Source organism: Janibacter sp. LM (assembly GCF_039631275.1).
In the GTDB taxonomy this organism is placed as follows: domain Bacteria; phylum Actinomycetota; class Actinomycetes; order Actinomycetales; family Dermatophilaceae; genus Janibacter; species Janibacter terrae.
Map to the genome: position 1 here is coordinate 170019 of NZ_JBDIVG010000001.1, position 22773 is coordinate 192791.

The following is a 22773-nucleotide window of genomic DNA, read 5'->3' on the forward strand; positions in this document are numbered from 1 at the left end:
CGATCACCTGGCGTCGAGGGGGAGGAGCACGACCCGGCGGGCGCCGAAGAAGGTCATCGGGTCGAGGTAGTCGTCCCCGCGCCTGGCGCCCAGGTGCAGGCAGGCGGCAGGCACGCAGTGGCCCGGCTCCACGCCGAGCCGCCCGAGGCCCTGACCGCGACGGACCCGCTGGCCCACCCTCAGGGCCGAGTCGACGGGCTCGTAGGTGCTGCGCACGCCGTCGGCGTGGGTGACGCTCACCGTCCCGCGCCCGGCGATCCGTCCGCGGTGCGACACGACGCCGTCCGTCACCGCGGTGACCCGGTCGCCACGGCGCGCGGCCAGGTCGATGCCGCGATGGCCCGCCCCCCACCGCTGCGCAGGGGCATCGAAGGCAGCGACGACCGCTGGTCGCGCACCACCCCCCACCGGCCAGGACCACCGGGCAGCCGCCGGGGGCGGGGGAGGTCCGACGAGGGCTCCGGCGAGGGCCAGGGCGACGAGGGGGACGGTGCTCATGGTCCGAGGGTGGCCCCCTTCGCCCGACGCGCGCGGGGCCGGGCGCGGGCTGGGGACGGGCGCGCGGGCCGCGACCGGTCTGTGGATCAGGCGGTGTGGGCGACGAGGCGCCGGCAGGCCTCCTCGAGCACCGGCTCCTGCTTGCAGAACGCGAAGCGCACGAGGGAGGCGGTCGGGCCAGGGTCGTCGCAGAAGACGGACACCGGCACGGCGGCCACACCCGCGGCGGCAGGCAGCCCCAGGCACCACGTGGCCGCGTCGGTGACGCCGAGCGGCGCGGCGTCGGCGACGACGAAGTAGGTGCCGTCGCTGGGCCGCACGTCGAAGCCCGCCTCGCGCAGGCCGCCCACGAGCAGGTCGCGGCGCGACCGGAGCGAGAGCGTCAGCTCGTCGAGGAGCGCGGGGCCGAGGTCGAGGGCGTGGGCGACCGCGTGCTGCAGGGGGGAGGCCGTCGTGAAGGTGAGGAACTGCTTGACGACGCGCGCCGCCCGCACGAGGGGTGCCGGGCCGCTCACCCAGCCGACCTTCCACCCGGTGACGGAGAAGAACTTGCCCGCCGAGCCGATCGTGAGCGTCCGCTCGGCCATGCCGGGCAGGGCCGCGATCGGCACGTGCGGGACGTCGTAGGTCAGGTGCTCGTACACCTCGTCGCTGATGACGACCACGTCGTGGCGCCGGGCGAGCTCGGCGACGACCTCGAGCTCGGCGCGGGTGAAGACCTTGCCGGTCGGGTTGTGCGGGGAGTTGAGCAGGACCGCACGGGTCCGGTCGGAGAAGGCGGCGGCCAGCCCGGCCGGGTCGAAGGAGAGGTCCGGGACGTCCAGCGGGACCGCCCGCTTGACCCCGCCGGCGAGGGCGATGCCCGCCGAGTAGCAGTCGTACGAGGGCTCGAAGGTCACGACCTCGTCGCCCGGCTCGACCAGCCCGAGCAGGCACGCGACGATCGCCTCGGTCGCGCCCGAGGTCACGAGCACCTCGCTGCCCGGATCGGGGCGGAGGGAGTGGTGCCGCTCCTGGTGGCGGGCGATCGCCTCCCGCAGGGCCGGGATCCCGATCGAGGGCGGGTACTGGTTGTGGCCGGCGGCGATCGCCGCGCGGGCGGCCTCGAGGACCTGCGGAGGGCCGTCGGTGTCGGGGAAGCCCTGCCCGAGGTTGACCGCGTCGTGCTCGAGGGCGAGCGCCGACATCGTCGCGAAGATCGTCTCGGCGTGCGGGCGCATCCGGGTCACGAGGGGGTCGCTCATGCACCCGACCCTAGGGGAGCGGGCGATTTCTCCCCTTCGTCCGGCGGCCGTAGGATGGGGGGCACATCCAGTCTGTCTGGATGAATTCGCGTGTTCCTCACCGTGTGACGAGATCTCTCTCCGAACCCGGGGCGCACCACGGCAGTCCCCTCCGACCACCCGGTCGGATCGGGCGGGGTGGGTCGGGACACCAGGCACAACTGACAACCCTTCGACGAGAGGACTTCGGCATGGCCGTCGTCACCATGCGCCAGCTCCTGGAGAGCGGCGTCCACTTCGGGCACCAGACCCGACGCTGGAACCCCAAGATGAAGCGCTTCATCATGACCGAGCGCAACGGCATCTACATCATCGACCTGCAGCAGTCGCTGACCTACATCAACGACGCCTACGAGTTCGTCAAGCAGACGGTGTCCCACGGCGGGACCATCCTGTTCGTCGGCACCAAGAAGCAGGCGCAGGAGCCGATCGCCGAGCAGGCGACGCGCGTCGGGATGCCCTACGTCAACCACCGCTGGCTCGGTGGCATGCTCACCAACTTCCAGACGATCTCCAAGCGCCTCACGCGTCTGAAGGAGCTCGAGGAGCTCGACTTCGACACCGTGGCCGGCTCCGGCTACACCAAGAAGGAGCTCCTCATCCTTCGCCGTGAGAAGGACAAGCTGGAGAAGACCCTCGGTGGCATCCGCAACATGGCCAAGGTCCCCTCGGCCGTGTGGATCGTCGACACCAAGAAGGAGCACCTCGCCGTCGACGAGGCGCGCAAGCTGGGCCTGCCGGTCATCGCGATCCTCGACACCAACTGCGACCCCGACGAGGTCGACTACAAGATCCCCGGCAACGACGACGCCATCCGCTCCGTCACCCTGCTGACCCGCGTCGTCGCCGACGCGGTCGCCGACGGCCTGATGTCGCGTGGTGGCGGCAACGCCAACGCCGGTGCGGCCGCCGAGGCCGAGCCGATGGCCGAGTGGGAGCGTGAGCTCCTGGCCGGTGAGGCCGCGACCGCCGAGGCCCCCGCCGAGGCGGCCCCCGCCGAGGCCGCGACCGAGACCGCGATCGCCGAGGCCCCCGCCGAGACCGCGACCGAGGGCGTCGACGCCCCGGCCGCCACCGAGGCGCCGGCCGTGGACGTGCCGTCCGCCGAGCCGACCCCCGAGGCCTGAGCACCACCTCACCGACCACCGTCACACCTCACATAGGAGAACGGGACACACATGGCGAACTACACCGCCGCTGACATCAAGGAGCTGCGCGAGCGCACCGGCGCCGGCATGCTCGACGTGAAGAAGGCGCTCGACGAGGCCGATGGCGACAAGTCCAAGGCGCAGGAGCTGCTCCGGATCAAGGGCCTGAAGGGCGTCACCAAGCGCGAGGGTCGCACGACCTCCAACGGGCTCGTCGTCGCCCAGGCCGAGGCCGGCGTCGGCACCCTCGTCGAGGTCCTCTGCGAGACCGACTTCGTCGCCAAGGGCGAGAAGTTCGGCGCCCTCGCGGACGAGGTCCTCGCCGCGGCCGTCGCGGCCAAGGCCACCGACGCGGACAGCCTGCTGGCTGCCCCCGCCGGCGACAAGACCGTCAAGGACCTCCTCGACGACGCCAACGCCACCATCGGCGAGAAGATCGAGGTCAAGCGGGTCGCCCGCGTCGAGGCCCCCCGGGTCTCGGCCTACCTGCACAAGACCAGCCCCGACCTGCCGGCCCAGATCGGTGTCCTGGTGGGCACCGAGGGCGGCGACGACAAGGTGGCGCGGGACGTCGCGATGCACATCGCGGCCTTCAGCCCCACCGTCCTCACCCGCGACGAGATCGACGCCGACGTCGTGGCCAACGAGCGTCGCATCGCCGAGGAGACGGCCAAGGAGGAGGGCAAGCCCGAGGCGGCCCTGCCCAAGATCGTCGAGGGTCGCGTGGGGGGCTTCTTCAAGGAGAACGTCCTGCTCGACCAGCCCTTCGCCAAGGACTCCAAGAAGTCCGTCGGCAAGGTCCTCGAGGAGGCCGGCGCGAGCGCCACGCAGTTCGCGCGCTTCCGCGTCGGTTCCTGACCACGCAGCACCCCACGAAGGGGGCCGCACCCGATCACCGGGTGCGGCCCCCTTCGTCGTGGGTGGTCATGGGCACCATCTCGACTGTGGAAGGATCGGGTGACCCAGCACGCGATCCACCAGGGAGCAGCACGTGACCGACCAGACGACCCCCCCGGCCTATCGCAGGGTCCTCCTCAAGCTCTCGGGTGAGGTCTTCGGAGGCGGCAAGGTGGGCGTGGCCCCGGACGTCGTCCGCGGGGTGGCCGACCAGATCGCCGCGGCTGTGCACGAGGGCGTCCAGGTCGCCATCGTCGTGGGCGGCGGCAACTTCTTCCGCGGCGCCCAGCTGCAGGAGCAGGGCATGGACCGCACTCGCGCCGACTACATGGGGATGCTCGGCACGGTCATGAACTGCCTCGCGCTGCAGGACTTCCTCGAGGACGCCGGCGTCGACACCCGCGTCCAGACGGCCATCACCATGGGCCAGGTGGCCGAGCCGTACATCCCGCGTCGCGCGATCCGCCACCTCGAGAAGGGCCGCGTCGTGATCTTCGGCGCCGGCGCCGGCATGCCCTTCTTCTCCACCGACACGGTGAGCGCCCAGCGCGCCCTCGAGATCAAGTGCGATGTCGTGCTGATGTCCAAGAACGGCGTCGACGGCGTCTACGACTCCGACCCGCGCACCAACCCCGAGGCCCGCAAGCTCCACTCGGTGACCTTCGAGCAGGCGCTGCAGCAGGACCTCAAGGTCGTCGACGCGGCTGCCTTCAGCCTCTGCCGCGAGAACGGCCTGCCGATGGTCGTCTTCGGCATGGAGGGCGAGGGCAATGTCACCCGGGCGCTGCTCGGCGAGCCCATCGGCACCTTCGTCCACGCCTGAGTGACAGACTGACCCCCAGACCCAACTCGCGGCGAGAGCCGCAGCCGTGACGGCCGTGAGGCCGAGGAGGAGAGCCATGATCGAGGACGCACTGCTCGAGGCCGAGGACAAGATGGACAAGGCCGTCGAGGTGGCGAAGGAGAACTTCGCCGGGATCCGCACCGGCCGGGTCAACCCCGGCCTCTTCAGCAAGGTGACGGTCGACTACTACGGCTCGCCGACCCCTCTGCAGCAGCTGGCCTCCTTCCAGTCGCCCGAGGCCCGCACGCTGCTCATCAGCCCCTTCGACAAGTCGTCGCTGCAGGCCATCGAGAGCGCGCTGCGCGAGTCCGACCTCGGCGCCAACCCGAGCAACGACGGCAACGTCATCCGCGTGACGATGCCCGAGCTGACCGCAGAGCGCCGCAAGGAGTACATCAAGCTGGCGCACACGCAGGGTGAGGACGCCAAGGTCTCCATCCGCCACATCCGTCGCGCCGCCAAGGACACGATCGACAAGCTCGTCAAGGACGGCGAGGTCGGCGAGGACGACGGCACCCGCGGTGAGAAGGAGCTCGACGCCCTCACGAAGAAGTACGTCGACAACGTGGACACGATCCTCAAGGCCAAGGAAGCAGAGCTCTCCGAGGTCTGACATGTCCGAGCCCGAGTTCGCGTCCCGCCGGGCGATCCGGGCGGCCGCGCCCGCGCCCGCCGGGCCCTCGAGCCGGGCGGGCCGCAACCTGCCGGTCGCCATCGCGACGGGGGTCGCCCTGGCCGGCCTCGTCGTCGCCTCGCTCGTGGCGCACCCCGTCGTCTTCGTCGTCCTCATCTGCCTCGCCATGGTCGTGGCGGTGTGGGAGATGCGTCAGGCCCTGAGCGAAGGGGGGCTGTACGCCCCCTTCGTCCCGGTCGCCGTCGGCGCGGTGAGCATGACGGTCGCGGCCTACCTGCGCGGTGCCGAGGGCCTCGTCTTCGCCGCGTCGCTCACCCTCGTGGCCACCCTCGTCTGGCGCGTCGCGGACGGGCTGGGCGGCGCCCTGCCGGACGTCGGCGCCGGTGCGCTGATCCTGCTCTACCCGTGCCTGCTCGCGGGTTTCGCGGCGATGATGCTCGCCGAGCCGCAGGGCCAGTGGCGCATCTTCGTCTTCATCATCGTCACGGTCTTCTCCGACATCGGCGGCTATGCCTTCGGGGTGGTCCTCGGCAAGCACCCGATGGCACCACGGCTCTCGCCCAAGAAGTCCTGGGAGGGCTTCGCCGGCTCGGTCCTGTCCTGCGCGGTCGTGGGCGCGATCGTCATCCCGCTCACCCTCGACGGCCAGTGGTGGCAGGGCGCGGTCCTCGGCGTGCTCGTCGCCCCGGTCGCGACGATCGGTGACCTCATCGAGTCCAGCCTCAAGCGCAACCTCGGGATCAAGGACATGTCCAACATCATCCCGGGGCACGGGGGCCTGATGGACCGCCTCGACTCGCTCGTCCTGGTCGTCCCGCTCGCGTGGGTGGCGCTGCGCATCATCGCACCGGTGTGACCCCCGGGGTCGCCGACGACCCCGCCGCGGGCGGCTTTGGCGTCAGCGCGCTCCTGACCTGAGACACTGGGGGTGATGACCGACCTGCCCACGCCCTCGACCACCCGCCCGGTGCCCGGCCAGCTGACGATGACCGCGCCCCGGCGCGGCAAGCCGCCGCGCCACCTCGCCGACCTCGACCTCGCCGGTCGCGTCGAGTGGGCCAAGGAGCTCGGCCTGCCGGGCTTCCGCGCCAAGCAGCTGTCGACGCACTACTTCACCCACCACACCGACGACCCCGAGCAGATGTCGGACCTGCCCAAGGCGGCCCGCGAGGAGCTCGTCACGGCGATGCTCCCGCGCCTGCTCACCCCGGTGCGCACCATCACGGCCGACCGGGGCGCGACGTTGAAGTCCGTGTGGCGCCTGCACGACGGCGCGCTCGTGGAGTCCGTCCTCATGCGCTACCCGCGCCGCGCGACGATCTGCGTCTCCAGCCAGGCCGGCTGCGGCATGAACTGCCCCTTCTGCGCCACCGGCCAGGAGGGCCTGACGCGCAACATGTCGACCGGCGAGATCGTCGACCAGGTCGTCGCCGCCAACCGCCTGCTCGCGCAGGCCGGTGACCTGGCGCTCGGGGACGACACGGGCGTCGCGCTGGGCGCCGAGGCCGACGACGAAGGGGAGTCCCTCCCTTCGTCGGGGGGCCGGCGCGTCACCAACGTCGTCTTCATGGGCATGGGGGAGGCCCTGGCCAACTACACGGCGGCGATCGGCGCGATCCGCCGCATGGTCGACCCCTCGCCCGAGGGGCTCGGGATGAGCGCGCGGGGGATCACGATGTCCTCCGTCGGGCTGGTGACGGGCATCGACCGGCTCACCGAGGAGGGCATCCCGGTGACCCTCGCGCTGTCGCTGCACGCGCCCGACGACGAGCTGCGCGACGAGCTGGTGCCGATCAACACCCGCTTCAAGGTCGACGAGGCGATCGACGCGGCCCACCGCTACTACCTGAGGACCGGGCGCCGGGTGAGCATCGAGTACGCGCTCATCAAGGACGTCAACGACCAGGCCTGGCGGGCGGACCTGCTCGGCAAGAAGCTCACCCAGCGCGGCAGGGGCTGGGTGCACGTCAACCCGATCCCGCTCAACCCGACCCCCGGCTCGAGGTGGACCGCCTCGCGGCCCGGCGTCGAGCAGCAGTTCGTCGAGCGGCTGCGCGCCCACGGCATCCCGACGACCGTGCGCGACACCCGGGGCAGCGACATCGACGGGGCCTGCGGGCAGCTCGCCGCGGCCACCTCGGGCGCAGCGTGAGCGCGGCCGTCCCGGGCGGCCTCGGCCGCGAGGTCGTCCTGACCCTGAGCGGTCCCGACCGGCGAGGCATCGTCCACGCGGTGACCGGGGCGATGGTGGGCCTGGACCTCAACATCCTCGACAGCCAGCAGTTCGGCGACGACTCGACCGGCGAGTTCCACCTGCGGATGCACCTGCAGGGGCAGGGCCCGATCGACACGGAGCGCCTGGAGGTCGCGCGCGGGCGGCTGGCGGCCGAGCTCGGAGCCGACGTCGACATCCACGACCCGCACGAGCCGCACCGCCTGCTCATCATGGTGAGCCGCCAGGGCCACGTGCTCAACGACCTGCTCTTCCGGGTGCGCACCGGTCAGCTCAACGTCGTCGTCCCCGCGGTCGTCTCCAACCACGAGGACTTCCGGGCGGAGGTCGAGTGGCACGGCATCCCCTTCCACCACGTCCCGGTGACCGCAGCGACCAAACCGCAGGCCGAGGCCAGGCTCCGCGAGATCATCGCGGCCGAGCGGGTCGAGACCGTGGCGCTGGCGCGCTACATGCAGGTGCTCTCCGAGCGGATGTGCGCGGACTTCCCCGGGCGGGTCATCAACATCCACCACTCGCTGCTGCCCTCGTTCAAGGGCGCGCGTCCCTACTCCCAGGCGCACGACCGCGGCGTCAAGGTCATCGGCGCGACCGCGCACTACGTGACGGCCGACCTCGACGAGGGACCGATCATCGAGCAGGACTTCCGCCGCGTCGACCACCGGATGAGCCCCGCGCAGCTCGCGGCCACCGGCGCGGAGCTCGAGGCGATGGCCTTCGGCCGCGCCCTGCGCTGGCACGTCGAGCGACGGGTGGTCCTGCGCGGGCGGCGCACGATCGTCTTCGACTGACCCCGGGGCGGACCCCCTTCGTCAGGCCAGGACGATCGCGGCGGCCTCCTCGGGGGTCGCCACGAGGTGGAGGACGTCGGCGAGCGGGCGCCCCGTGGCCAGGGCCCGCAGGGCCGGCCACACCGGCACGGTCTCGGTCCAGTGCTCGAGACCGACGAGCACGAGCGGGGGCAGGGCGTCGCCCGGCGGCGCGTAGTACAGCGGCGTGCACGCCTGGAAGACCTCCTGCACGGTGCCGGCCGCGCCCGGCAGGACGACGAGGCCGCCGGTGCTCCGCGCGAGCAGCACGTCCTCGCGCAGCGCGTTGGAGAAGTACTTGGCGATGCCCCCGCAGAAGACATTGGGCGGCTCGTGCCCGTAGAACCACGTCGGGATGCCGAAGCTGCGCGCCCCGCCGTCCGCGACGTCGAGGTCCGCCCGTACCGACAGCGCCAGGCTCGCCCAGGCGTCGATCGACGGGCGGAAGGAGGGCACCTGCGTCAGGCGCTCCAGGGCGGCCTCCACGGCCTCGGGCGAGGGGGCGATCGCCCCGAGGTTGGCCGCCTCCATCGCGCCCGGGCCGCCGCCGGTGAGCACCGCCCGGCCGGCGCCCGCGAGGGCCTGGCCGAGTCGGGCCGCGTCCGCGTAGTCGCTGCTGCCGCGCCCGAGGGCGTGCCCGCCCATCACGCCGACGACGTCGAGCCCGTGGAGGGCCTCGACAAGGGCGTCGTTCACCGCGTCGTCGTGCACGGCCCGCAGGAGGGTGGCGTAGGCGTCGTGCTGCGTGCGGGTCTCCCGGCTCCACGCGTACGCCCGCGCGTCGACCGTGCTCGGGTAGCCGTCGACCTCGAGCCCGCCGTACAGGTCGAAGGGGGAGTACAGCCGGGCGCGGAAGGTCTCGACCGGGCACGTCGGGTCGGGCGGGATGATCACCGCGCCGCGGGCGACGAGGCTCTGCGCCAGCGCGTCGGGGACCGTACCGCCGAGGACGACGAGCCCGCGGACGTCGCTGCGGGAGAGCGGCTCGGCGTGCGGCTCCAGGTCGAGGCCCTGCAGCCGCCAGCCGGCGAGCGACTCGCCGGTGGCGGTCAGCCGGCGCAGCTCGTCGGCGTCGTGGACCTCGTGGTAGGTCGGGTCGCTGCGGCGGCGACCGAGCAGGTCGCGCAGGGGGTGCAGCCGGATCTCTCTCGTCACGCGGCCAACCTAGCCTCAGAGGTGGTTCTCGGCCTCCGTCAGCACCGAGCGCAGGCGCGACTCGATCTCGTCGAACTCGGGCTGGCCGATGGTGAGCGGCGGGGCGAGCTGGACCACCGGGTCGCCGCGGTCGTCGGCGCGGCAGTACAGGCCCGCGTCGAAGAGCGCCTTGGACAGGAACCCGCGCAGCATCGACTCGGACTCGGCGGCGTCGAAGGTCTCGCGCGTCGCCTTGTCCTTGACCAGCTCGATCCCGTAGAAGTACCCCTCGCCGCGGACGTCCCCGACGAGGGGGAGGTCGAGCAGCTTCTCCAGCGTGGCGCGGAAGGCGGGGGCATTCGTCTTGACGTGCTCGTTGAGGCCCTCGCGCTCGAAGATGTCGAGGTTGGCCAGCGCCACCGCCGAGCTCACCGGGTGCCCACCGAAGGTGTAGCCGTGGGTGAAGCTCGTCGCCCCCTTCTTGTAGGGCTCGAAGAGGCGGTCGCTCGCGATCATCGCTCCGATGGGGGAGTAGCCGGAGGTCATCCCCTTCGCGCAGGTGATGATGTCGGGGACGTACCCGAAGTCCTGGCACGCGAACATCGAGCCGATCCGGCCGAAGGCGCAGATGACCTCGTCGGAGACGAGCAGGACGTCGTACTCGTCGCAGATCTCGCGGACTCGCTCGAAGTAGCCCGGGGGCGGCGGGAAGCAGCCGCCGGCGTTCTGCACCGGCTCGAGGAAGACGGCCGCGACGGTGTCGGGGCCCTCGAACTCGATGGCCTCGGCGATCCGGTCGGCGGCCCAGCGGCCGAAGGCCTTGGGGTCCTCGCGCAGCTCGTCCGAGGCGCGGTAGATGTTGGTGTTGGGGACCTTGTGGGCCCCGGGGACCAGCGGCTCGAAGTCCTCCTTGAGCGGCGGCAGCCCGGTGATCGACAGGGCGCCGTGCGGGGTGCCGTGGTAGGCGATCGCGCGCGAGATGACCTTGTGCTTCTTCGGCTTGCCGGTGAGCTTGAAGTACTGCTTGGCCAGCTTCCACGCGGACTCGACGGCCTCGCCGCCACCGGTGGTGAAGAAGACGCGGTTGAGGTCGCCGGGGGCGCCCTGGGCGAGCCGCTCGGCGAGCTCGATCGCGGCGGGGTGCGCGTAGGACCAGATGGGGAAGAAGGCGAGCTTCTCCGCCTGCCGCATCGCGGTCTCGGCGAGCTCGGTGCGGCCGTGCCCGACCTGGACGACGAAGAGGCCGGAGAGGCCGTCGATGTACTCGCGGCCGGCGTCGTCCCAGATCTTGTGGCCCTCGCCGCGCACGATCGTCGGGATGTGCCCGCCCTGCTCGTAGACGGAGTGGCGGGTGAAGTGCATCCACAGGTGGTCGCGGGCCGCCTGCTGCATGTCGGTGCCGAGGGCGGTGGTGGGCGGTCGAGTCATCTGGTCCCCCAGTTGTAGTGCTGCTTGTTGAGCTTGAGATAGACGAAGGTCTCGGTCGAGCGCACGCCCGGCAGGGTGCGGATGCGCTCGGTGAGCAGGACGAGCAGCTCCTCGTCGTCCTCGCAGACGATCTCGGCGAGGACGTCGAAGCTGCCCGCCGTGGTGACCACGTAGGACACCTCGTGCATGTCCGTCAGGGCGTCGGCGACGGGTCGCAGGTCGCCCTCGACGGTGATCCCGATCATCGCCTGCCGGTGGAAGCCCACCTGGAGCGGATCGGTGACCGCGACGATCTGCATGACCTCTGCGTCGAGCAGACGCTGGACGCGCTGGCGCACGGCGGCCTCGGAGAGACCCACGGAACGCCCGATCGTCGCGTAGGACTGACGGCCGTCCTCCTGCAGGTGCTCGATGATCTGCTTGCTCATCTCGTCGAGCTGGACGGCGGCGGACATGTCGCCATCGTGACGCGATCCAGGACGGATGGCAAGCCGAGAGCGACGAAATCCGTGCCAATGTGAGCCATGGGCTGATGTTTTCCGAATTGATGTCGCTGGGACCTGTCGATATCGACACGACAAGCACTATGGTCGGGGTCACATTCCCGATCGGAAGGACCCTGTCGTGACCCAGCCCCGGACCCTGCGCAACTTCGTCGGTGGCGCGTACGTCGACGCCTCGGGCGACGCGAGCACCGAGCTGGTCAACCCGGCCACCGGCCAGGTCGTCGCCCACGCGCCCGTCTCGACGCAGGCCGATGTCGACGCCGCGTACGCGAGTGCCGAGTCCGCCTTCGCGCAGTGGGGCGAGACGACGCCCGGGGAGCGCCAGTCCGCGCTGCTGAAGTTCGCCGACGCCCTCGAGGCGCGCGCGGAGGACCTCATCCGGCTCGAAGGGGAGAACACCGGCAAGCCGCACGCCCTCACCGCCTCCGAGGAGGTGCCCGTGATGTGCGACCAGATCCGCTTCTTCGCCGGTGCCGCCCGGGTGCTCGAGGGGAGGGCCTCGGCCGAGTACATGCAGGGGCACACGAGCTGGATCCGTCGCGAGCCGATCGGTGTCGTCGGCCAGGTCACCCCGTGGAACTACCCGATGATGATGGCCGCGTGGAAGATCGCCCCCGCCCTGGCCGCCGGCAACACGGTCGTCCTCAAGCCGAGCGACACCACGCCCGAGACGACCTTGCTCATGGCCGAGATCGCCGCCGAGTTCCTGCCGGCCGGCACCTTCAACGTCATCACGGGCGACCGCGACACCGGCCGCGCCCTCGTCGAGCACCTGACCCCCGGGCTCGTCGCGATCACCGGCTCGGTCCGCGCGGGCCTCGAGGTCGCCGCCTCCGCGGCCAAGAACCTCAAGCGCGCCCACCTCGAGCTCGGGGGCAAGGCGCCCGTCGTCGTCTTCGACGACGCCGACATCGAGGCCGCGGTCGAGGGCATCGCCACGGCCGGCTACTTCAACGCCGGCCAGGACTGCACCGCCGCGACCCGGGTCCTCGCCGCCCCCGGCATCCACGACGACTTCGTCGCCGCGCTCGCCGAGTACGCCCGCGACAACGCCAAGGTCGGCATGCCCGACGACGACGACGCGCTGCTCGGCCCGGTCAACAACAAGGACCAGCTGGCCAAGGTCGCCGGCTTCATCGACCGGCTGCCCGACCACGCCCACCTCGCGCAGGGCGGCGAGCGGCTGAGCGCGATGGGCGAGGGCTTCTTCTACGCGCCGACCGTCGTCTCCGGGCTCCACCAGGACGACGAGGCGATCCAGGACGAGATCTTCGGTCCGGTCATCACGGTCCAGCGGTTCACCGACGAGGACCAGGCCGTCGCCTGGGCCAACGGCGTGGAGTACGGCCTCGCCTCCTCGGTGTGGACCAAGGACTTCGGGCGGGCGATGCGCATGAGCAAGCGCCTGGACTTCGGCTGCGTGTGGATCAACACCCACATCCCGCTCGTCGCCGAGATGCCGCACGGCGGGTTCAAGCACTCGGGCTACGGCAAGGACCTGTCCATGTACGGCTTCGAGGACTACACCCGCATCAAGCACGTCATGGCCAACATCGAGAGCTGACGCTCACCCCCTTCGTCCCTCCTCACGGAAGCGAGGTCCGCGATGGACCCCTTTCGGCAGCCAGCCGATCCCGAAATCGCTGCTCTCGTGCGCGCCGCGCAGGCCTCGGCCCGTGGCCGTCGCCGGCACGGACCGAGCCGGCGGGACGTCCTGGGCCTCGCGGCGCTGGGGATCGGCGGCAGCGCGCTCGCCGCGTGCGCCCCGCCGGAGCCCCCGACCGCGGGCGTGGCCGCGGTCGAGCTCCCGCAGGACCGCTCGGACACCGAGAAGACCGTCGGGTGGGCCAACTGGACGGCCTACCTCGACATGGACGACGCCGGCAAGACGTACCCGACGCTGACCGCCTTCGAGAAGCAGACCGGCATCAAGGTCAGCTACACCGAGGACATCGACGACAACGACACGTACTTCAACAAGATCGCCCCGCAGCTGCGGGCCAAGCAGGACATCAACCGCGACATCTTCACCTTCACCGACTGGATGGCCAACCGGATCATCCGGGAGGGGCTGTGCCAGCCGCTGGAGCTGATCCAGATGGCCAATGCCGGCAACCTGCTCGCCCCGCTGCGCGAGGTCTCCTTCGACCCGGGACGCCAGCACTCGCTCACCTGGCAGTCCGGCTTCGCCGGGATCGGCTACCACAAGAAGAAGGTGGGTCGGGAGCTGAAGTCGCTCGAGGACCTGTGGGCCGACGACCTCAAGGGCCGCATCTCGGTGCTCAGCGAGTTCCGCGACACGCTCGGCCTGATCATGCAGCAGCAGGGGGTCGACCCCTCCGGTGACTTCACCCGGGAGCAGTTCGAGGCCGCGATCGGCGAGCTCGACAAGCGCGTGAACGACGGCTACATCCGCCGGATCAAGGGCAACAGCTACCTCAACGACCTCAAGAGCGGCAACGCCGTCGCGGGCATCGTGTGGTCCGGCGACCTGTTCATCCTGCGCGCCGAGACCGAGGACGAGGACTGGGAGTTCGTCATCCCCGAGAGCGGCGGGATGCTCTGGAGCGACAACCTCATGGTCCCGATCACGAGCCACCACCGCCGCAACGCGCAGCGCGTCATGGACTACTACTACGAGCCGAAGGTGGCCGCCGAGGTCGCCGCCTGGGTCAACTACATCTGCCCCGTGGAGGGTGCCCGCGAGGAGATGGAGAAGATCGACCCGGATCTCGCGGAGTCGCCCTTCATCTTCCCCGGTGAGGACTACATCGCCGAGCACGACATCGTCGGCTTCCGGGCGCTCTCGGCCCAGGAGGACGCGGACTACTCGGCCCTGTGGGCGAAGGCGGTGGGCAACTGATGGGCATCTTCTCGCGCACCTCGTCCGGCGGTTTCCGGGAGGCGAAGGGGGACCTGCGCCTGGACGCGGTGACCAAGACCTTCGGGGACTTCACCGCCGTCGACGACCTGCACCTGCAGGTGCCGCAGGGCTCCTTCTTCGCCCTGCTCGGTCCCTCCGGGTGCGGCAAGACGACGACGCTGCGGATGGTCGCGGGTCTCGAGCAGCCGACCGGCGGCCGGGTGCTCATCGGCGACACCGACCTCACCGGTTCGCGCCCCTACGAGCGGCCGGTCAACACCGTCTTCCAGAGCTACGCGCTCTTCCCGCACCTGAGCGTCCGCGACAACGTGGCCTTCGGCCCCAGGCGACGCGGCCTCTCGGACGCGCCGCAGCTCGCCGAGGACGCCCTCGAGCTCGTCCAGATGGGGCACCTGGCGGGGCGTCGCCCCGGGCAGCTCTCCGGTGGTCAGCAGCAACGCGTCGCCCTCGCCCGGGCCATCGTCAACCGGCCGGAGGTGCTGCTGCTCGACGAGCCGCTCGGTGCCCTCGACCTCAAGCTGCGCCGCCAGATGCAGGTGGAGCTCAAGCGGATCCAGACCGAGGTCGGGCTGACCTTCATCCACGTCACCCACGACCAGGAGGAGGCCATGACGATGGCCGACACGGTCGCGGTGATGAACAAGGGGCACATCGAGCAGATGGGCGCTCCCGAGGCCCTGTACGACCTGCCCGGCACGGCCTTCGTCGCCGGGTTCGTCGGCCAGTCCAACCTCGTCCCGGCGACGATCACCGGCAGCGACGGCGACCACCTCGTGGCCGACGCGGCGGGCACGACGGTGCGGGTGCCGCGCTCGCGCGCCGCGGTCACCGAGGGCAAGGTGCTCTTCGGCGTGCGGCCCGAGAAGGTGCGGCTGCACCCCCTTCGTCACGGGGGTACGGGGGGCGAGGTGCGGGCGACGGTCGCCGACGTCTCCTTCACCGGTGTCGCGACGCAGTACCTCGTCACCGTGCCCTCGGGCGGCCAGTGGCAGGTCTACGAGCAGAACCTCGACGTCGAGCCGCAGGCCACCCGCCCGGGCGACGAGGTGTCGATCTCGTGGGACCCGGCGCACGCCTTCGTCGTCGCCGCCGACGGGCTCCCCGAGGGAGCGCAGGACAAGGCCTTCATCGCCACGGGGGAGGCGTCGTGACCACCACCACGTTGACGCGGGGGGTGGAACCCGACCCCGACGTCGTCGTCGCCCGACGCTCGCAGCGGTACGCCTACCTGCTCCTGCTGCCCGGCATCCTCTGGCTCGTCGTCTTCTTCGTCGTGCCCGTCGTGCAGCTGTTCACCGTCTCGCTGCAGAGCGACTACCCCGGAGCCCCGGGCTACTACTACCGCGACGTCAACGTCGGCAACTACGTCGCCGCGCTCACCGAGTTCTGGCCGCACATGGTCCGCTCGCTCGTCTTCGGGGCGCTCGCGACCTTCTTCGCCTTCGTCCTGGCCTACCCGCTCGCCTACGCCATGGCCTTCAAGGCGGGGTCGTGGCGACCGGTCATGCTCATCTGCGTCATCGCCCCCTTCTTCACCTCCTTCATCCTGCGCACGATCGCGTGGCGCCAGATCCTCGCCGACGACGGCATCGTCGCCAACGTGCTCACCACCCTGCACCTGCTGCCGGGCGGGCGGATCACCGAGACCTGGGTGGCCGTCGTCGCGGGCCTGACGTACAACTTCCTGCCGTTCATGGTCCTGCCGATCTACGCCTCGCTCGAGCGCGCCGACGCCCGGGTCATCGAGGCCGGTGGGGACCTCTACGGCAACGGCCTGACGACCTTCGCGCGGGTGACGCTCCCGATCTCCATGCCGGGCGTGCTCGCGGGGACGCTGCTCACCTTCATCCCCGCCTCCGGCGACTACGTCAACGCCGAGCTCCTCGGGTCCGACCGCAGCACCAAGATGGTCGGCAACGTCATCGAGAGCCAGTTCTTCCGGGTGCCGGGCGGCTACGACACGGCCGCGGCGCTGAGTTTCACGCTCATGGCGATGATCCTCGTGCTCGTCTTCCTCTACGTGCGCCGCTTCGGCACCGAGGAGCTGGTCTGAGATGCGCTCCGTGACCCGCTGGGTCGGCGACCGCTTCGCGATGATCGCCGCGGTCCTCGTGCTCTTCTACCTCTTCCTCCCGGTGCTCTACACCTTCATCTTCAGCTTCAACGACTACCGCAAGTCCAACATCACGTGGAACTCCAACGCCGGGCCGACGCTCAAGCACTGGCAGAACCCCTGCGGCGCGCCCGGCATCTGCGACTCGCTCGTCACCTCGCTCCAGGTGGGGCTGCTCGCGACCTTCGTCGCGACCGTCCTGGGGACGATGATCGCCTTCGCCCTCGTGCGGCACCGGTTCCGCGGGAGGTCCGCCGGCAACCTGCTCGTCTTCGTGCCGATGGCCACGCCCGAGATCGTCCTCGGCGCGAGCCTGCTGACGATCTTCGTCCAGGGCTTCTACCGGATCGGCCTGCAGCTGGGCTTCTGGACGATCGTCATCGCGCACATCATGTTCTGCCTGAGCTTCGTCGTCGTCACCGTGCGCGCGCGCCTGGAGAGCCTCGACCCCCGGATGGAGGAGGCCGCCCAGGACCTCTACGCCGGGACGGCCGGGACCTTCTGGCGGGTGACGCTGCCGCTCGTCATGCCGGGCGTCGTCGGCGCCGCGATGCTCGCCTTCAGCCTGAGCTTCGATGACTTCATCATCACCAACTTCGTCTCGGGCGACACGAGCACCTTCCCCAAGTTCGTCTACGTCAGCTACCTGCGCGGCATCCCCGCACAGGCCAATGTCATCGGCTTCTCACTGTTCGTCATCGCCGTCCTGCTCGTCGTGGTCGGTCAGCGCGTGGTGAGCAGCCGCACCTCGAAGTGAGTCAGGAGAGTCGGATGCGCGTGCTGATGATCGGCGCCGGGGGCGTCGGTGACGCCGCGGCCAAGATCGCCGCCGAGCGGGACTTCTACGAGCTGTGGGTGGTCGCGGACTACTCGCTCGAGCGGGCGCAGGCCAGCGTCGCGGCCGCCGAGGCGCGAAGGGAGGGGCGCCCGGGCCGTCATGGCACCGCAGTCTTCGCCGCCGCCCAGGTGGACGCGTCGGACGCGGCAGCGGTCACCACCCTGGCGCAGCAGCACCGTGCCACCCACGTCTTCAACGCGGTCGACCCGCGCTTCGTCATGCCGATCTTCGAGGGCGCGCTCGCGGCCGGCGCTGACTACCTCGACATGGCGATGTCGCTGTCGACGCCGCACCCGGAGCGGCCGCACGAGCTGCCGGGCGTCAAGCTCGGGGACCTGCAGCTGGCCAGGGCGGGGGAGTGGGAGGCCGCGGACCGGCTCGCGCTGCTCGGCATCGGCGTGGAGCCGGGGCTGTCCGACGTCTTCGCCCGGTACGCGGCCGACGAGCTCTTCGACGAGATCGACGAGCTCGGCACCCGCGACGGGGCCGACCTCGTCGTCCACGACGAGCACGGCAACGAGGTCTTCGCCCCCGGCTTCTCGATGTGGACGATCATCGAGGAGTGCCTCAACCCGCCCGTCGTGTGGGAGAGCGAGCGGGCCGGCGGGGACGTGGAGGCGGGCTTCGCGACGATGCCGCCCTTCGCCGAGCCGGAGGTCTTCGACTTCCCCGAGGGGATCGGGCCGGTCGAGTGCGTGCACGTCGAGCACGAGGAGGTGCTCCTCATGCCGCGGTGGGTCGACGCGCGGCGGGTGACCTTCAAGTACGGGCTCGGCGAGCAGATGATCTCGATGCTGAGGAACCTCCACGAGCTCGGCCTGGACTCGACCGAGCCGGTCGACGTCAAGGGCGTGCGGGTCAGCCCGCGCGACGTCGTCGCGGCCGTGCTGCCGGACCCGTCGACGATCGGTCCGCGGATGGTCGGCAGGACGTGCGCCGGCCTGCTCGTCACCGGCACCAAGGACGGCGAGCCGCGGGCGGTGTACCTCTACCACGTCGCCGACAACGAGGTCTCGATGCGTGAGTACGACGCCCAGGCGGTCGTGTGGCAGACCGCGCTCAACCCGGTCATCGCACTGGAGCTGCTCGGGAGCGGGGTGTGGTCCGGCTCGGGGGCCAAGGGCCCGGAGGCCTTCGACGCCCGCCCCTTCCTGGAGCTGCTCGCCGCGCCGGCGCCGTACGGCTACGGCTCGCCGTGGGGGATGGAGGAGCGCGACCCGGCGGCCCCCAACCGCGCGGGAAGACCTGCATTGCCCTAGGGCAATGCACTCTCTCGACGTCGAGACGCTGCATTGCCCTAGGGCAATGCAGGGTCTCAGTGGAGCTGGAGCTCCCGGTCGGGTCGCGGGCGGGTGTGCTGGGCGCCGGGGATGGGGACCGACCAGGCGGCCGTGAGCGGCCGGATCGAGTGGACCGGGCGGGGCAGCGGCGCGCGCAGCCAGACCGCGGCGGGCACGGGCACGGGCTGGGGGCGTTGGGCCGGCTCGGGCTCGGGGCGCCGGATCTCGTGGCTCCAGCCGAAGGGGAGGCCCCGCCGCGCGAGCGCCCGGTCGCCGTCGACGAGCAGGCGCAGGACGAGCCCGCCGGCGAGCAGACCGGCGACGAGGTCCGTGGGCCAGTGGAACCCGAGGTAGAAGGCGACGATGATCGCGTTGAGCGCGATGAGCCCGACGAGCCAGGTCAGACGGCGCCGCAGACGGTGGTCGGGACCGGCGTAGGTGAGCACCAGGTAGGCGGCCGCCCCGTAGATCAGCACGGCCTCGGCGGCGTGCCCCGAGGGGTAGGCGATGCCGTACCACCCGTGGGCGAGCGGACCCCCCTGCCAGAACCCCCCTTCGCCGGCCGCGGGCGCGGTGCGCCCGAGCAGCACCTTCATCCCCCCGATGCCGACGTAGAACCCGGCCTCTGCCGCCGCGACGACGGCGAGAGGGTGCCACGTGCGGTGGCGCCAGGCGAGCCGGATCGCCACTGCCGCGAGGACCGGCAGGCAGACCGCCTGACCGGCGACGGCGTTGGGCACCTTGTCGAGGAAGGTCGCCCAGTTGGGGGTGTAGTGCTTGGCCCAGTAGCCCTGGAACATCTCGTCGTAGGGCTGCAGGGGACCGGCCGCCAGGAGGGTGAACACGACGAGCGCACCGGCGAGAACCGGTGCGCTGGTCAGTCGGGGGAGGCGGGCCACCCTTCAGGTCTAGTCGACGAGGCTGGGTACCGCCTGAATGAACACACCTTTGTGAGGGATCCCACAGGCGGGATCAGCCCAGCTCGGCCCGCACCGCCTCGACGAAACGGTCGACGTCACCCTCCGTCGTGTCCCACGCGCACATCCACCGGACCTGCCCGCTCGCCTCGTCCCAGAAGTAGAACCGGAAGCTCTCCATGAGCCGCTCGCTGGACTCCCGCGGCAGGATCGGGAAGACCGCGTTGGCCTCGACCTCGTGCGGCAGCTCCAGGCCCTCGATGCCCGCGACGCCGTCAGCGAGTCGCCGAGCCATCGCGTTGGCGTGCTCGGCGTTGCGCCGCCACAGGTCACCCTCGAAGAGCGCGAGCAGCTGGGCGGAGACGAAACGCATCTTGCTCGCGAGCTGCATCGACTGCTTGCGCAGGAAGGTGGTGCCGTGGACCCGCTCGGGGGAGAGGACGACGACAGCCTCGGCGAGCATCGCGCCGCACTTGGTCCCGCCGAGGGAGAGGATGTCGACGCCCGCGTCGGTCGTCAGCTCCCGCAGCCCGACGCCGAGCGCGGCCGCTGCGTTGGACAGGCGGGAGCCGTCCAGGTGCAGGACCCAGCCGAGGTCGTGGACGAGATCGGCGATCGCCCGGATCTCGGCGGGGGTGTAGACCGTCCCGACCTCGGTCGAGTTGGTGATGGAGACGACCCCGACCTGGGCGAAGTGCTCGTCCTCGACCCGGGCCGGGTAGGCGCGGATGAGCTCGGGCGTCAGCTTGCCGTCCGGGGTGTCGATGACGTTGACCTTGAACCCGCCGACCCGCTCGGGGGCGGCGGCCTCGTCGACGTGGATGTGGGCGCTGCTCGTCGTGAGCACCGAGGACCAGCGCGGCGTGCAGGCCTGCAGCGCCAGGACATTGGCCCCCGTGCCGTTGAAGACCGGGAAGACCCCGACCCCGGTCCCGAAGACCTCACCGAGCACCTCGGTGAGCCGTGCGGTGTAGACGTCCTCGCCGTAGGCGACCTGATGTCCGCCGTTAGCCGCGACGACCGCCGCGAGGACCTCGGGGTGGATGCCGGCGTAGTTGTCGCTGGCGAAGCCCCGGGTCGACGGGTCGTGGAGCGGCGCGAAGGGGGTGGCGGCGCCGGTCTGGGTGCTCGTGTCGGTCACGCGGAGATCCTCTCAACCGCGGCGGCGTCCTCGGCGCGCGGGTCGCGACTGCCGGTGATCCCGCGGGTCGACTCGATGACGGGCGCCAGCTTCTTGCGCAGCGCCTCGTAGAAGACGTTGAGCGGGAACTCGTCCTGCTGGACGAGGTCGGTCAGGCCCCTGGGCGGGCCGTCGAGGGGGAGGTGCTCGGCCCCCTTCGCCCACACCGAGGCGGGGTGCGGGGCGACGTAGCCGGCGATGAAGTCGTGCGCGGCCATCCAGTGCCCGACGCGGGAGCGGTCGATGCCCTCGCGGTAGAGCGTCTCGACCTCGTCGGCGAGGGCGAGCACCGCGGCGGGCACCTGCGACCAGTCGAGGGTCAGCGTGTTGTCCGTCCACCGCAGGACGCCGCGCTTGTGCAGCCAGGCGAAGAGGAGCTGACCGCCGAGGCCGTCGTAGTTGCGCACGCGGTCGCCCGTGACGGGGAAGCGGAAGAGCCGGTCGAAGAGGATCGCCAGCTGGACGGAGCGGGCGTACGGGTGACACTGCTCCGCCAGCCGCACGCTCTGCCGGAAGGTGCCCAGGTCGCAGCGCAGCTCTTCGAGCGCGTACATCCAGAAGGGCATCCGCTGCTTGATCATGAAGGGGTCGAAGGGGAGGTCCCCGTGGCTGTGCGTGCGGTCGTGGATGAGGTCCCACATCGCGAAGGTCGCCTGCGCGACCTCCTGGGAGGCGAGCAGCCGCTCGCCCTCCGGCGGCAGGTCGAGCCCGAGCACCTCGGCCGACGCGGCGCTCACGCGACGGAAGCGGGCGGCCTCGCGGTCGCAGAAGATCGCGCCCCAGCTGAACTTCGGGACCTCGCGCACCGAGACGGTCTCGGGGAAGAGCACGGCCGAGTTGGTGTCGTAGCCGGGGGTGAAGTCGAGGAAGCGGACCGGCAGGAACATCGGGTTGTCGTAGGTCGCCTCGACGTCGGCGAGCCACTGCGGCCACGTGACGTCCAGGAGGACGGCCTCGAAGACGCGGTCGAGGTTGCCGTTCTGCGTGTACATCGGGAAGACGACGAGGTGCTCGGCGCCGTCGACGCGGTGCCGGTCGGGGCGGAAGGCGAGCAGCGAGTCGAGGAAGTCGGGCACGCCGAAGCCGCCGTCGACCCAGCGCTGCAGGTCCACGGGCAGCGCGGCCAGGTAGTCCGCGTCGTGCGGGAACCGCGGCGCCAGCTCGGCGAGCCGCGCGATCATCGCGGCGACGAGCGCGGTGGCGCGCCCGCGATCGGCGTCCTCACGCAGCGACCCGTCCGTGACCTGCATGAGGCGCAGCTCCTCGACCGCTGCCTTGAGCCCGAGCCAGGCCGTGCTCGTGGCCACCGACCCTCCGAGGCTCGGCGCCAGGGCGCCTGGCACCTCGGGGAGCGTGTGGCCGGCCCGGTTCCCCGCCCAGGTCACGACATTGACCCAGAGCTCCTCGTGGTCGAGCTCGCCGATCGAGTCGTCCCCGACGAGGTCGGAGTCGGCGAGGACGACGACGCGCCCCCGCCCGTGCTCGACGGTGACGGCGAGCGGCTGGCCGGCGGGGTGCGCGGTCGCCGAGGTGCGGGCGAGGACCCGGGCGCCGGGGGCGCGGGAGACGTCGATCGTGCCGGCGCGGTAGAAGCACAGCTCGCCGATGCCGGCCATGACGCCCTGCCCGGGACCCGTGCCCATCTCGCCGAGGACCCAGGTCGCGTTGCCGAGGTGGCGGCGGCCGCCGTCGGCGCGCTCGTGCACGAGCGTGGAGACGACCGCCAGGCCGAAGGGGGCGAGCAGCTCGTTCAGGTTGTTGCCGTGGGCGTCGTGGTCGCACTCGGCGAGGACGACGAGGCCGCCCCCCTTCGTCACGTGGTCGGTGACGGCGGAGATCTCGGCGGGGGTGAGGACCGGTGGGAGGTCGCCGGCGACCCGTTCACTGGCGGCGGCTGCGGGGTGGGCGATGACGAGGACGTCGACACCCTCGAGGGCCGCGCCCGTCAGCTCGCCGTGGGTGTGCGCGAGGACCTCGGTGCCGCGCTCGCGCAGGACCGCTGCGGCCCGGGCGAGGCTCGCGTCACCGGGGTTGGCGGGGTTCATCCGGGCGGCGACGTCGGCGTCGAGGGACCACGCGCTGCTGTGCGCCTGGTCGAGCAGGACCCGGGCGAAGGGGGTGGTGGCAGTCATGGCGGTCTCCGGGGG

At 71.3% G+C, this 22773-nt stretch carries 21 protein-coding genes; 13 read left to right on the forward strand and 8 right to left on the reverse strand.

Annotated elements, in window-relative coordinates; all coding sequences use genetic code 11:
- Nucleotides 1-3: 3 nt before the first annotated feature.
- The gene (locus ABC138_RS00820) at nt 4-498 is read right to left on the reverse strand and encodes a M23 family metallopeptidase (protein ID WP_068325147.1); all 495 of its coding nucleotides are present in this window, start codon (nt 496-498) and stop codon (nt 4-6) included.
- A gap of 86 nt (nt 499-584) precedes the next feature.
- Nucleotides 585-1742 carry a pyridoxal phosphate-dependent aminotransferase gene (locus tag ABC138_RS00825; protein ID WP_338538400.1) on the reverse strand — a complete coding sequence of 386 codons (1158 nt, stop codon included), beginning with the start codon at nt 1740-1742 and terminating at the stop codon, nt 585-587.
- Between the two features lie 230 nt (nt 1743-1972).
- Here ABC138_RS00825 and rpsB point away from each other — a divergent pair, with 230 nt between their 5' ends.
- From rpsB to purU, 7 genes are all read left to right on the forward strand, one after another.
- Complete coding sequence (gene rpsB / locus ABC138_RS00830; RefSeq protein ID WP_068325145.1) at nt 1973-2908, forward strand: 30S ribosomal protein S2; 936 nt, start codon at nt 1973-1975, stop codon at nt 2906-2908.
- 51 nt (nt 2909-2959) lie between these two features.
- Nucleotides 2960-3787, forward strand: coding sequence for a translation elongation factor Ts (tsf, locus tag ABC138_RS00835; protein ID WP_068325144.1), 828 nt, complete (start codon nt 2960-2962; stop codon nt 3785-3787).
- A gap of 133 nt (nt 3788-3920) precedes the next feature.
- Entirely contained in the window at nt 3921-4649 is a 729-nt protein-coding gene (gene pyrH, locus ABC138_RS00840) for a UMP kinase (protein ID WP_068325143.1), read from the forward strand.
- A gap of 76 nt (nt 4650-4725) precedes the next feature.
- Nucleotides 4726-5283, forward strand: coding sequence for a ribosome recycling factor (gene frr / locus ABC138_RS00845; protein ID WP_068325142.1), 558 nt, complete (start codon nt 4726-4728; stop codon nt 5281-5283).
- 1 nt (nt 5284) lies between these two features.
- Entirely contained in the window at nt 5285-6160 is an 876-nt protein-coding gene (locus ABC138_RS00850) for a phosphatidate cytidylyltransferase (protein WP_068325141.1), read from the forward strand.
- 75 nt (nt 6161-6235) lie between these two features.
- Nucleotides 6236-7456 carry a 23S rRNA (adenine(2503)-C(2))-methyltransferase RlmN gene (gene rlmN / locus ABC138_RS00855; protein ID WP_068325140.1) on the forward strand — a complete coding sequence of 407 codons (1221 nt, stop codon included), beginning with the start codon at nt 6236-6238 and terminating at the stop codon, nt 7454-7456.
- The gene (purU, locus tag ABC138_RS00860; RefSeq protein WP_068325139.1) at nt 7453-8328 is read left to right on the forward strand and encodes a formyltetrahydrofolate deformylase; all 876 of its coding nucleotides are present in this window, start codon (nt 7453-7455) and stop codon (nt 8326-8328) included. The genes rlmN and purU overlap by 4 nt, the downstream gene beginning before the upstream one ends.
- A 21-nt stretch (nt 8329-8349) precedes the next feature.
- Here purU and ABC138_RS00865 read toward each other — a convergent pair whose 3' ends face one another.
- From ABC138_RS00865 to ABC138_RS00875, 3 genes are read right to left on the reverse strand one after another with little or no spacing between them, the layout of a single operon-like run.
- A complete protein-coding gene (locus ABC138_RS00865; protein ID WP_255218289.1) occupies nt 8350-9501 on the reverse strand; it encodes a Rossmann fold nucleotide-binding protein in 1152 nt (383 codons plus the stop codon).
- Nucleotides 9502-9516: 15 nt separating this feature from the next.
- Nucleotides 9517-10908 carry an aspartate aminotransferase family protein gene (locus ABC138_RS00870; RefSeq protein WP_068325138.1) on the reverse strand — a complete coding sequence of 464 codons (1392 nt, stop codon included), beginning with the start codon at nt 10906-10908 and terminating at the stop codon, nt 9517-9519.
- Complete coding sequence (locus tag ABC138_RS00875; RefSeq protein WP_068325137.1) at nt 10905-11363, reverse strand: Lrp/AsnC family transcriptional regulator; 459 nt, start codon at nt 11361-11363, stop codon at nt 10905-10907. The genes ABC138_RS00870 and ABC138_RS00875 overlap by 4 nt, the downstream gene beginning before the upstream one ends.
- 169 nt (nt 11364-11532) lie before the next feature.
- Between ABC138_RS00875 and ABC138_RS00880 the strand changes: the two genes are divergently transcribed.
- From ABC138_RS00880 to ABC138_RS00905, 6 genes are read left to right on the forward strand one after another with little or no spacing between them, the layout of a single operon-like run.
- On the forward strand, nt 11533-12978 hold the full coding sequence (locus ABC138_RS00880) for a gamma-aminobutyraldehyde dehydrogenase (RefSeq protein ID WP_068422358.1): 1446 nt from the start codon (nt 11533-11535) through the stop codon (nt 12976-12978).
- A 42-nt stretch (nt 12979-13020) separates the two neighbouring features.
- Nucleotides 13021-14277 carry a spermidine/putrescine ABC transporter substrate-binding protein gene (locus ABC138_RS00885; RefSeq protein WP_068325135.1) on the forward strand — a complete coding sequence of 419 codons (1257 nt, stop codon included), beginning with the start codon at nt 13021-13023 and terminating at the stop codon, nt 14275-14277.
- The gene (locus ABC138_RS00890) at nt 14277-15449 is read left to right on the forward strand and encodes an ABC transporter ATP-binding protein (protein ID WP_068325499.1); all 1173 of its coding nucleotides are present in this window, start codon (nt 14277-14279) and stop codon (nt 15447-15449) included. The genes ABC138_RS00885 and ABC138_RS00890 overlap by 1 nt, the downstream gene beginning before the upstream one ends.
- Nucleotides 15446-16351 (forward strand): ABC transporter permease, encoded by a 906-nt coding sequence (locus tag ABC138_RS00895; protein ID WP_338538394.1) that lies wholly within the window; start codon nt 15446-15448, stop codon nt 16349-16351. Before ABC138_RS00890 ends, ABC138_RS00895 begins: the two co-directional genes overlap by 4 nt.
- A gap of 1 nt (nt 16352) precedes the next feature.
- Nucleotides 16353-17168: an ABC transporter permease gene (locus ABC138_RS00900; RefSeq protein WP_345912455.1), complete on the forward strand. Its 816-nt coding sequence runs from the start codon at nt 16353-16355 to the stop codon at nt 17166-17168.
- A gap of 14 nt (nt 17169-17182) precedes the next feature.
- Complete coding sequence (locus tag ABC138_RS00905; protein WP_345912456.1) at nt 17183-18508, forward strand: saccharopine dehydrogenase C-terminal domain-containing protein; 1326 nt, start codon at nt 17183-17185, stop codon at nt 18506-18508.
- Nucleotides 18509-18564: 56 nt separating this feature from the next.
- On the opposite strand, the gene ABC138_RS00910 is transcribed toward ABC138_RS00905, so the two are convergent.
- The 3 genes from ABC138_RS00910 to ABC138_RS00920 all read right to left on the reverse strand — a co-directional run bounded on the left by ABC138_RS00910 (nt 18565) and on the right by ABC138_RS00920 (nt 22758).
- Nucleotides 18565-19428, reverse strand: a complete 864-nt coding sequence (locus ABC138_RS00910) for a phosphatase PAP2 family protein (RefSeq protein ID WP_345912457.1) — start codon at nt 19426-19428, stop codon at nt 18565-18567.
- A 73-nt stretch (nt 19429-19501) separates the two neighbouring features.
- Nucleotides 19502-20587, reverse strand: a complete 1086-nt coding sequence (locus ABC138_RS00915; protein WP_345912458.1) for a low specificity L-threonine aldolase — start codon at nt 20585-20587, stop codon at nt 19502-19504.
- Nucleotides 20584-22758 (reverse strand): DUF6421 family protein, encoded by a 2175-nt coding sequence (locus ABC138_RS00920; protein ID WP_345912459.1) that lies wholly within the window; start codon nt 22756-22758, stop codon nt 20584-20586. Before ABC138_RS00920 ends, ABC138_RS00915 begins: the two co-directional genes overlap by 4 nt.
- Nucleotides 22759-22773 lie beyond the last annotated feature (15 nt).

Bases quoted from the DNA above. Each gene is read 5' to 3' on its own strand.
- rlmN (WP_068325140.1), top strand. From the start codon at position 6,236: ATGACCGACCTGCCCACGCCCTCGACCACCCGCCCGGTGCCCGGCCAG.
- ABC138_RS00850 (WP_068325141.1), top strand. From the start codon at position 5,285: ATGTCCGAGCCCGAGTTCGCGTCCCGCCGGGCGATCCGGGCGGCCGCG.
- ABC138_RS00890 (WP_068325499.1), top strand. From the start codon at position 14,277: ATGGGCATCTTCTCGCGCACCTCGTCCGGCGGTTTCCGGGAGGCGAAG.
- ABC138_RS00875 (WP_068325137.1), bottom strand. From the start codon at position 11,363: ATGTCCGCCGCCGTCCAGCTCGACGAGATGAGCAAGCAGATCATCGAG.
- ABC138_RS00900 (WP_345912455.1), top strand. From the start codon at position 16,353: ATGCGCTCCGTGACCCGCTGGGTCGGCGACCGCTTCGCGATGATCGCC.
- ABC138_RS00920 (WP_345912459.1), bottom strand. From the start codon at position 22,758: ATGACTGCCACCACCCCCTTCGCCCGGGTCCTGCTCGACCAGGCGCAC.
- frr (WP_068325142.1), top strand. From the start codon at position 4,726: ATGATCGAGGACGCACTGCTCGAGGCCGAGGACAAGATGGACAAGGCC.
- ABC138_RS00820 (WP_068325147.1), bottom strand. From the start codon at position 498: ATGAGCACCGTCCCCCTCGTCGCCCTGGCCCTCGCCGGAGCCCTCGTC.
- tsf (WP_068325144.1), top strand. From the start codon at position 2,960: ATGGCGAACTACACCGCCGCTGACATCAAGGAGCTGCGCGAGCGCACC.
- ABC138_RS00825 (WP_338538400.1), bottom strand. From the start codon at position 1,742: ATGAGCGACCCCCTCGTGACCCGGATGCGCCCGCACGCCGAGACGATC.
- ABC138_RS00885 (WP_068325135.1), top strand. From the start codon at position 13,021: ATGGACCCCTTTCGGCAGCCAGCCGATCCCGAAATCGCTGCTCTCGTG.
- rpsB (WP_068325145.1), top strand. From the start codon at position 1,973: ATGGCCGTCGTCACCATGCGCCAGCTCCTGGAGAGCGGCGTCCACTTC.
- ABC138_RS00870 (WP_068325138.1), bottom strand. From the start codon at position 10,908: ATGACTCGACCGCCCACCACCGCCCTCGGCACCGACATGCAGCAGGCG.
- ABC138_RS00905 (WP_345912456.1), top strand. From the start codon at position 17,183: ATGCGCGTGCTGATGATCGGCGCCGGGGGCGTCGGTGACGCCGCGGCC.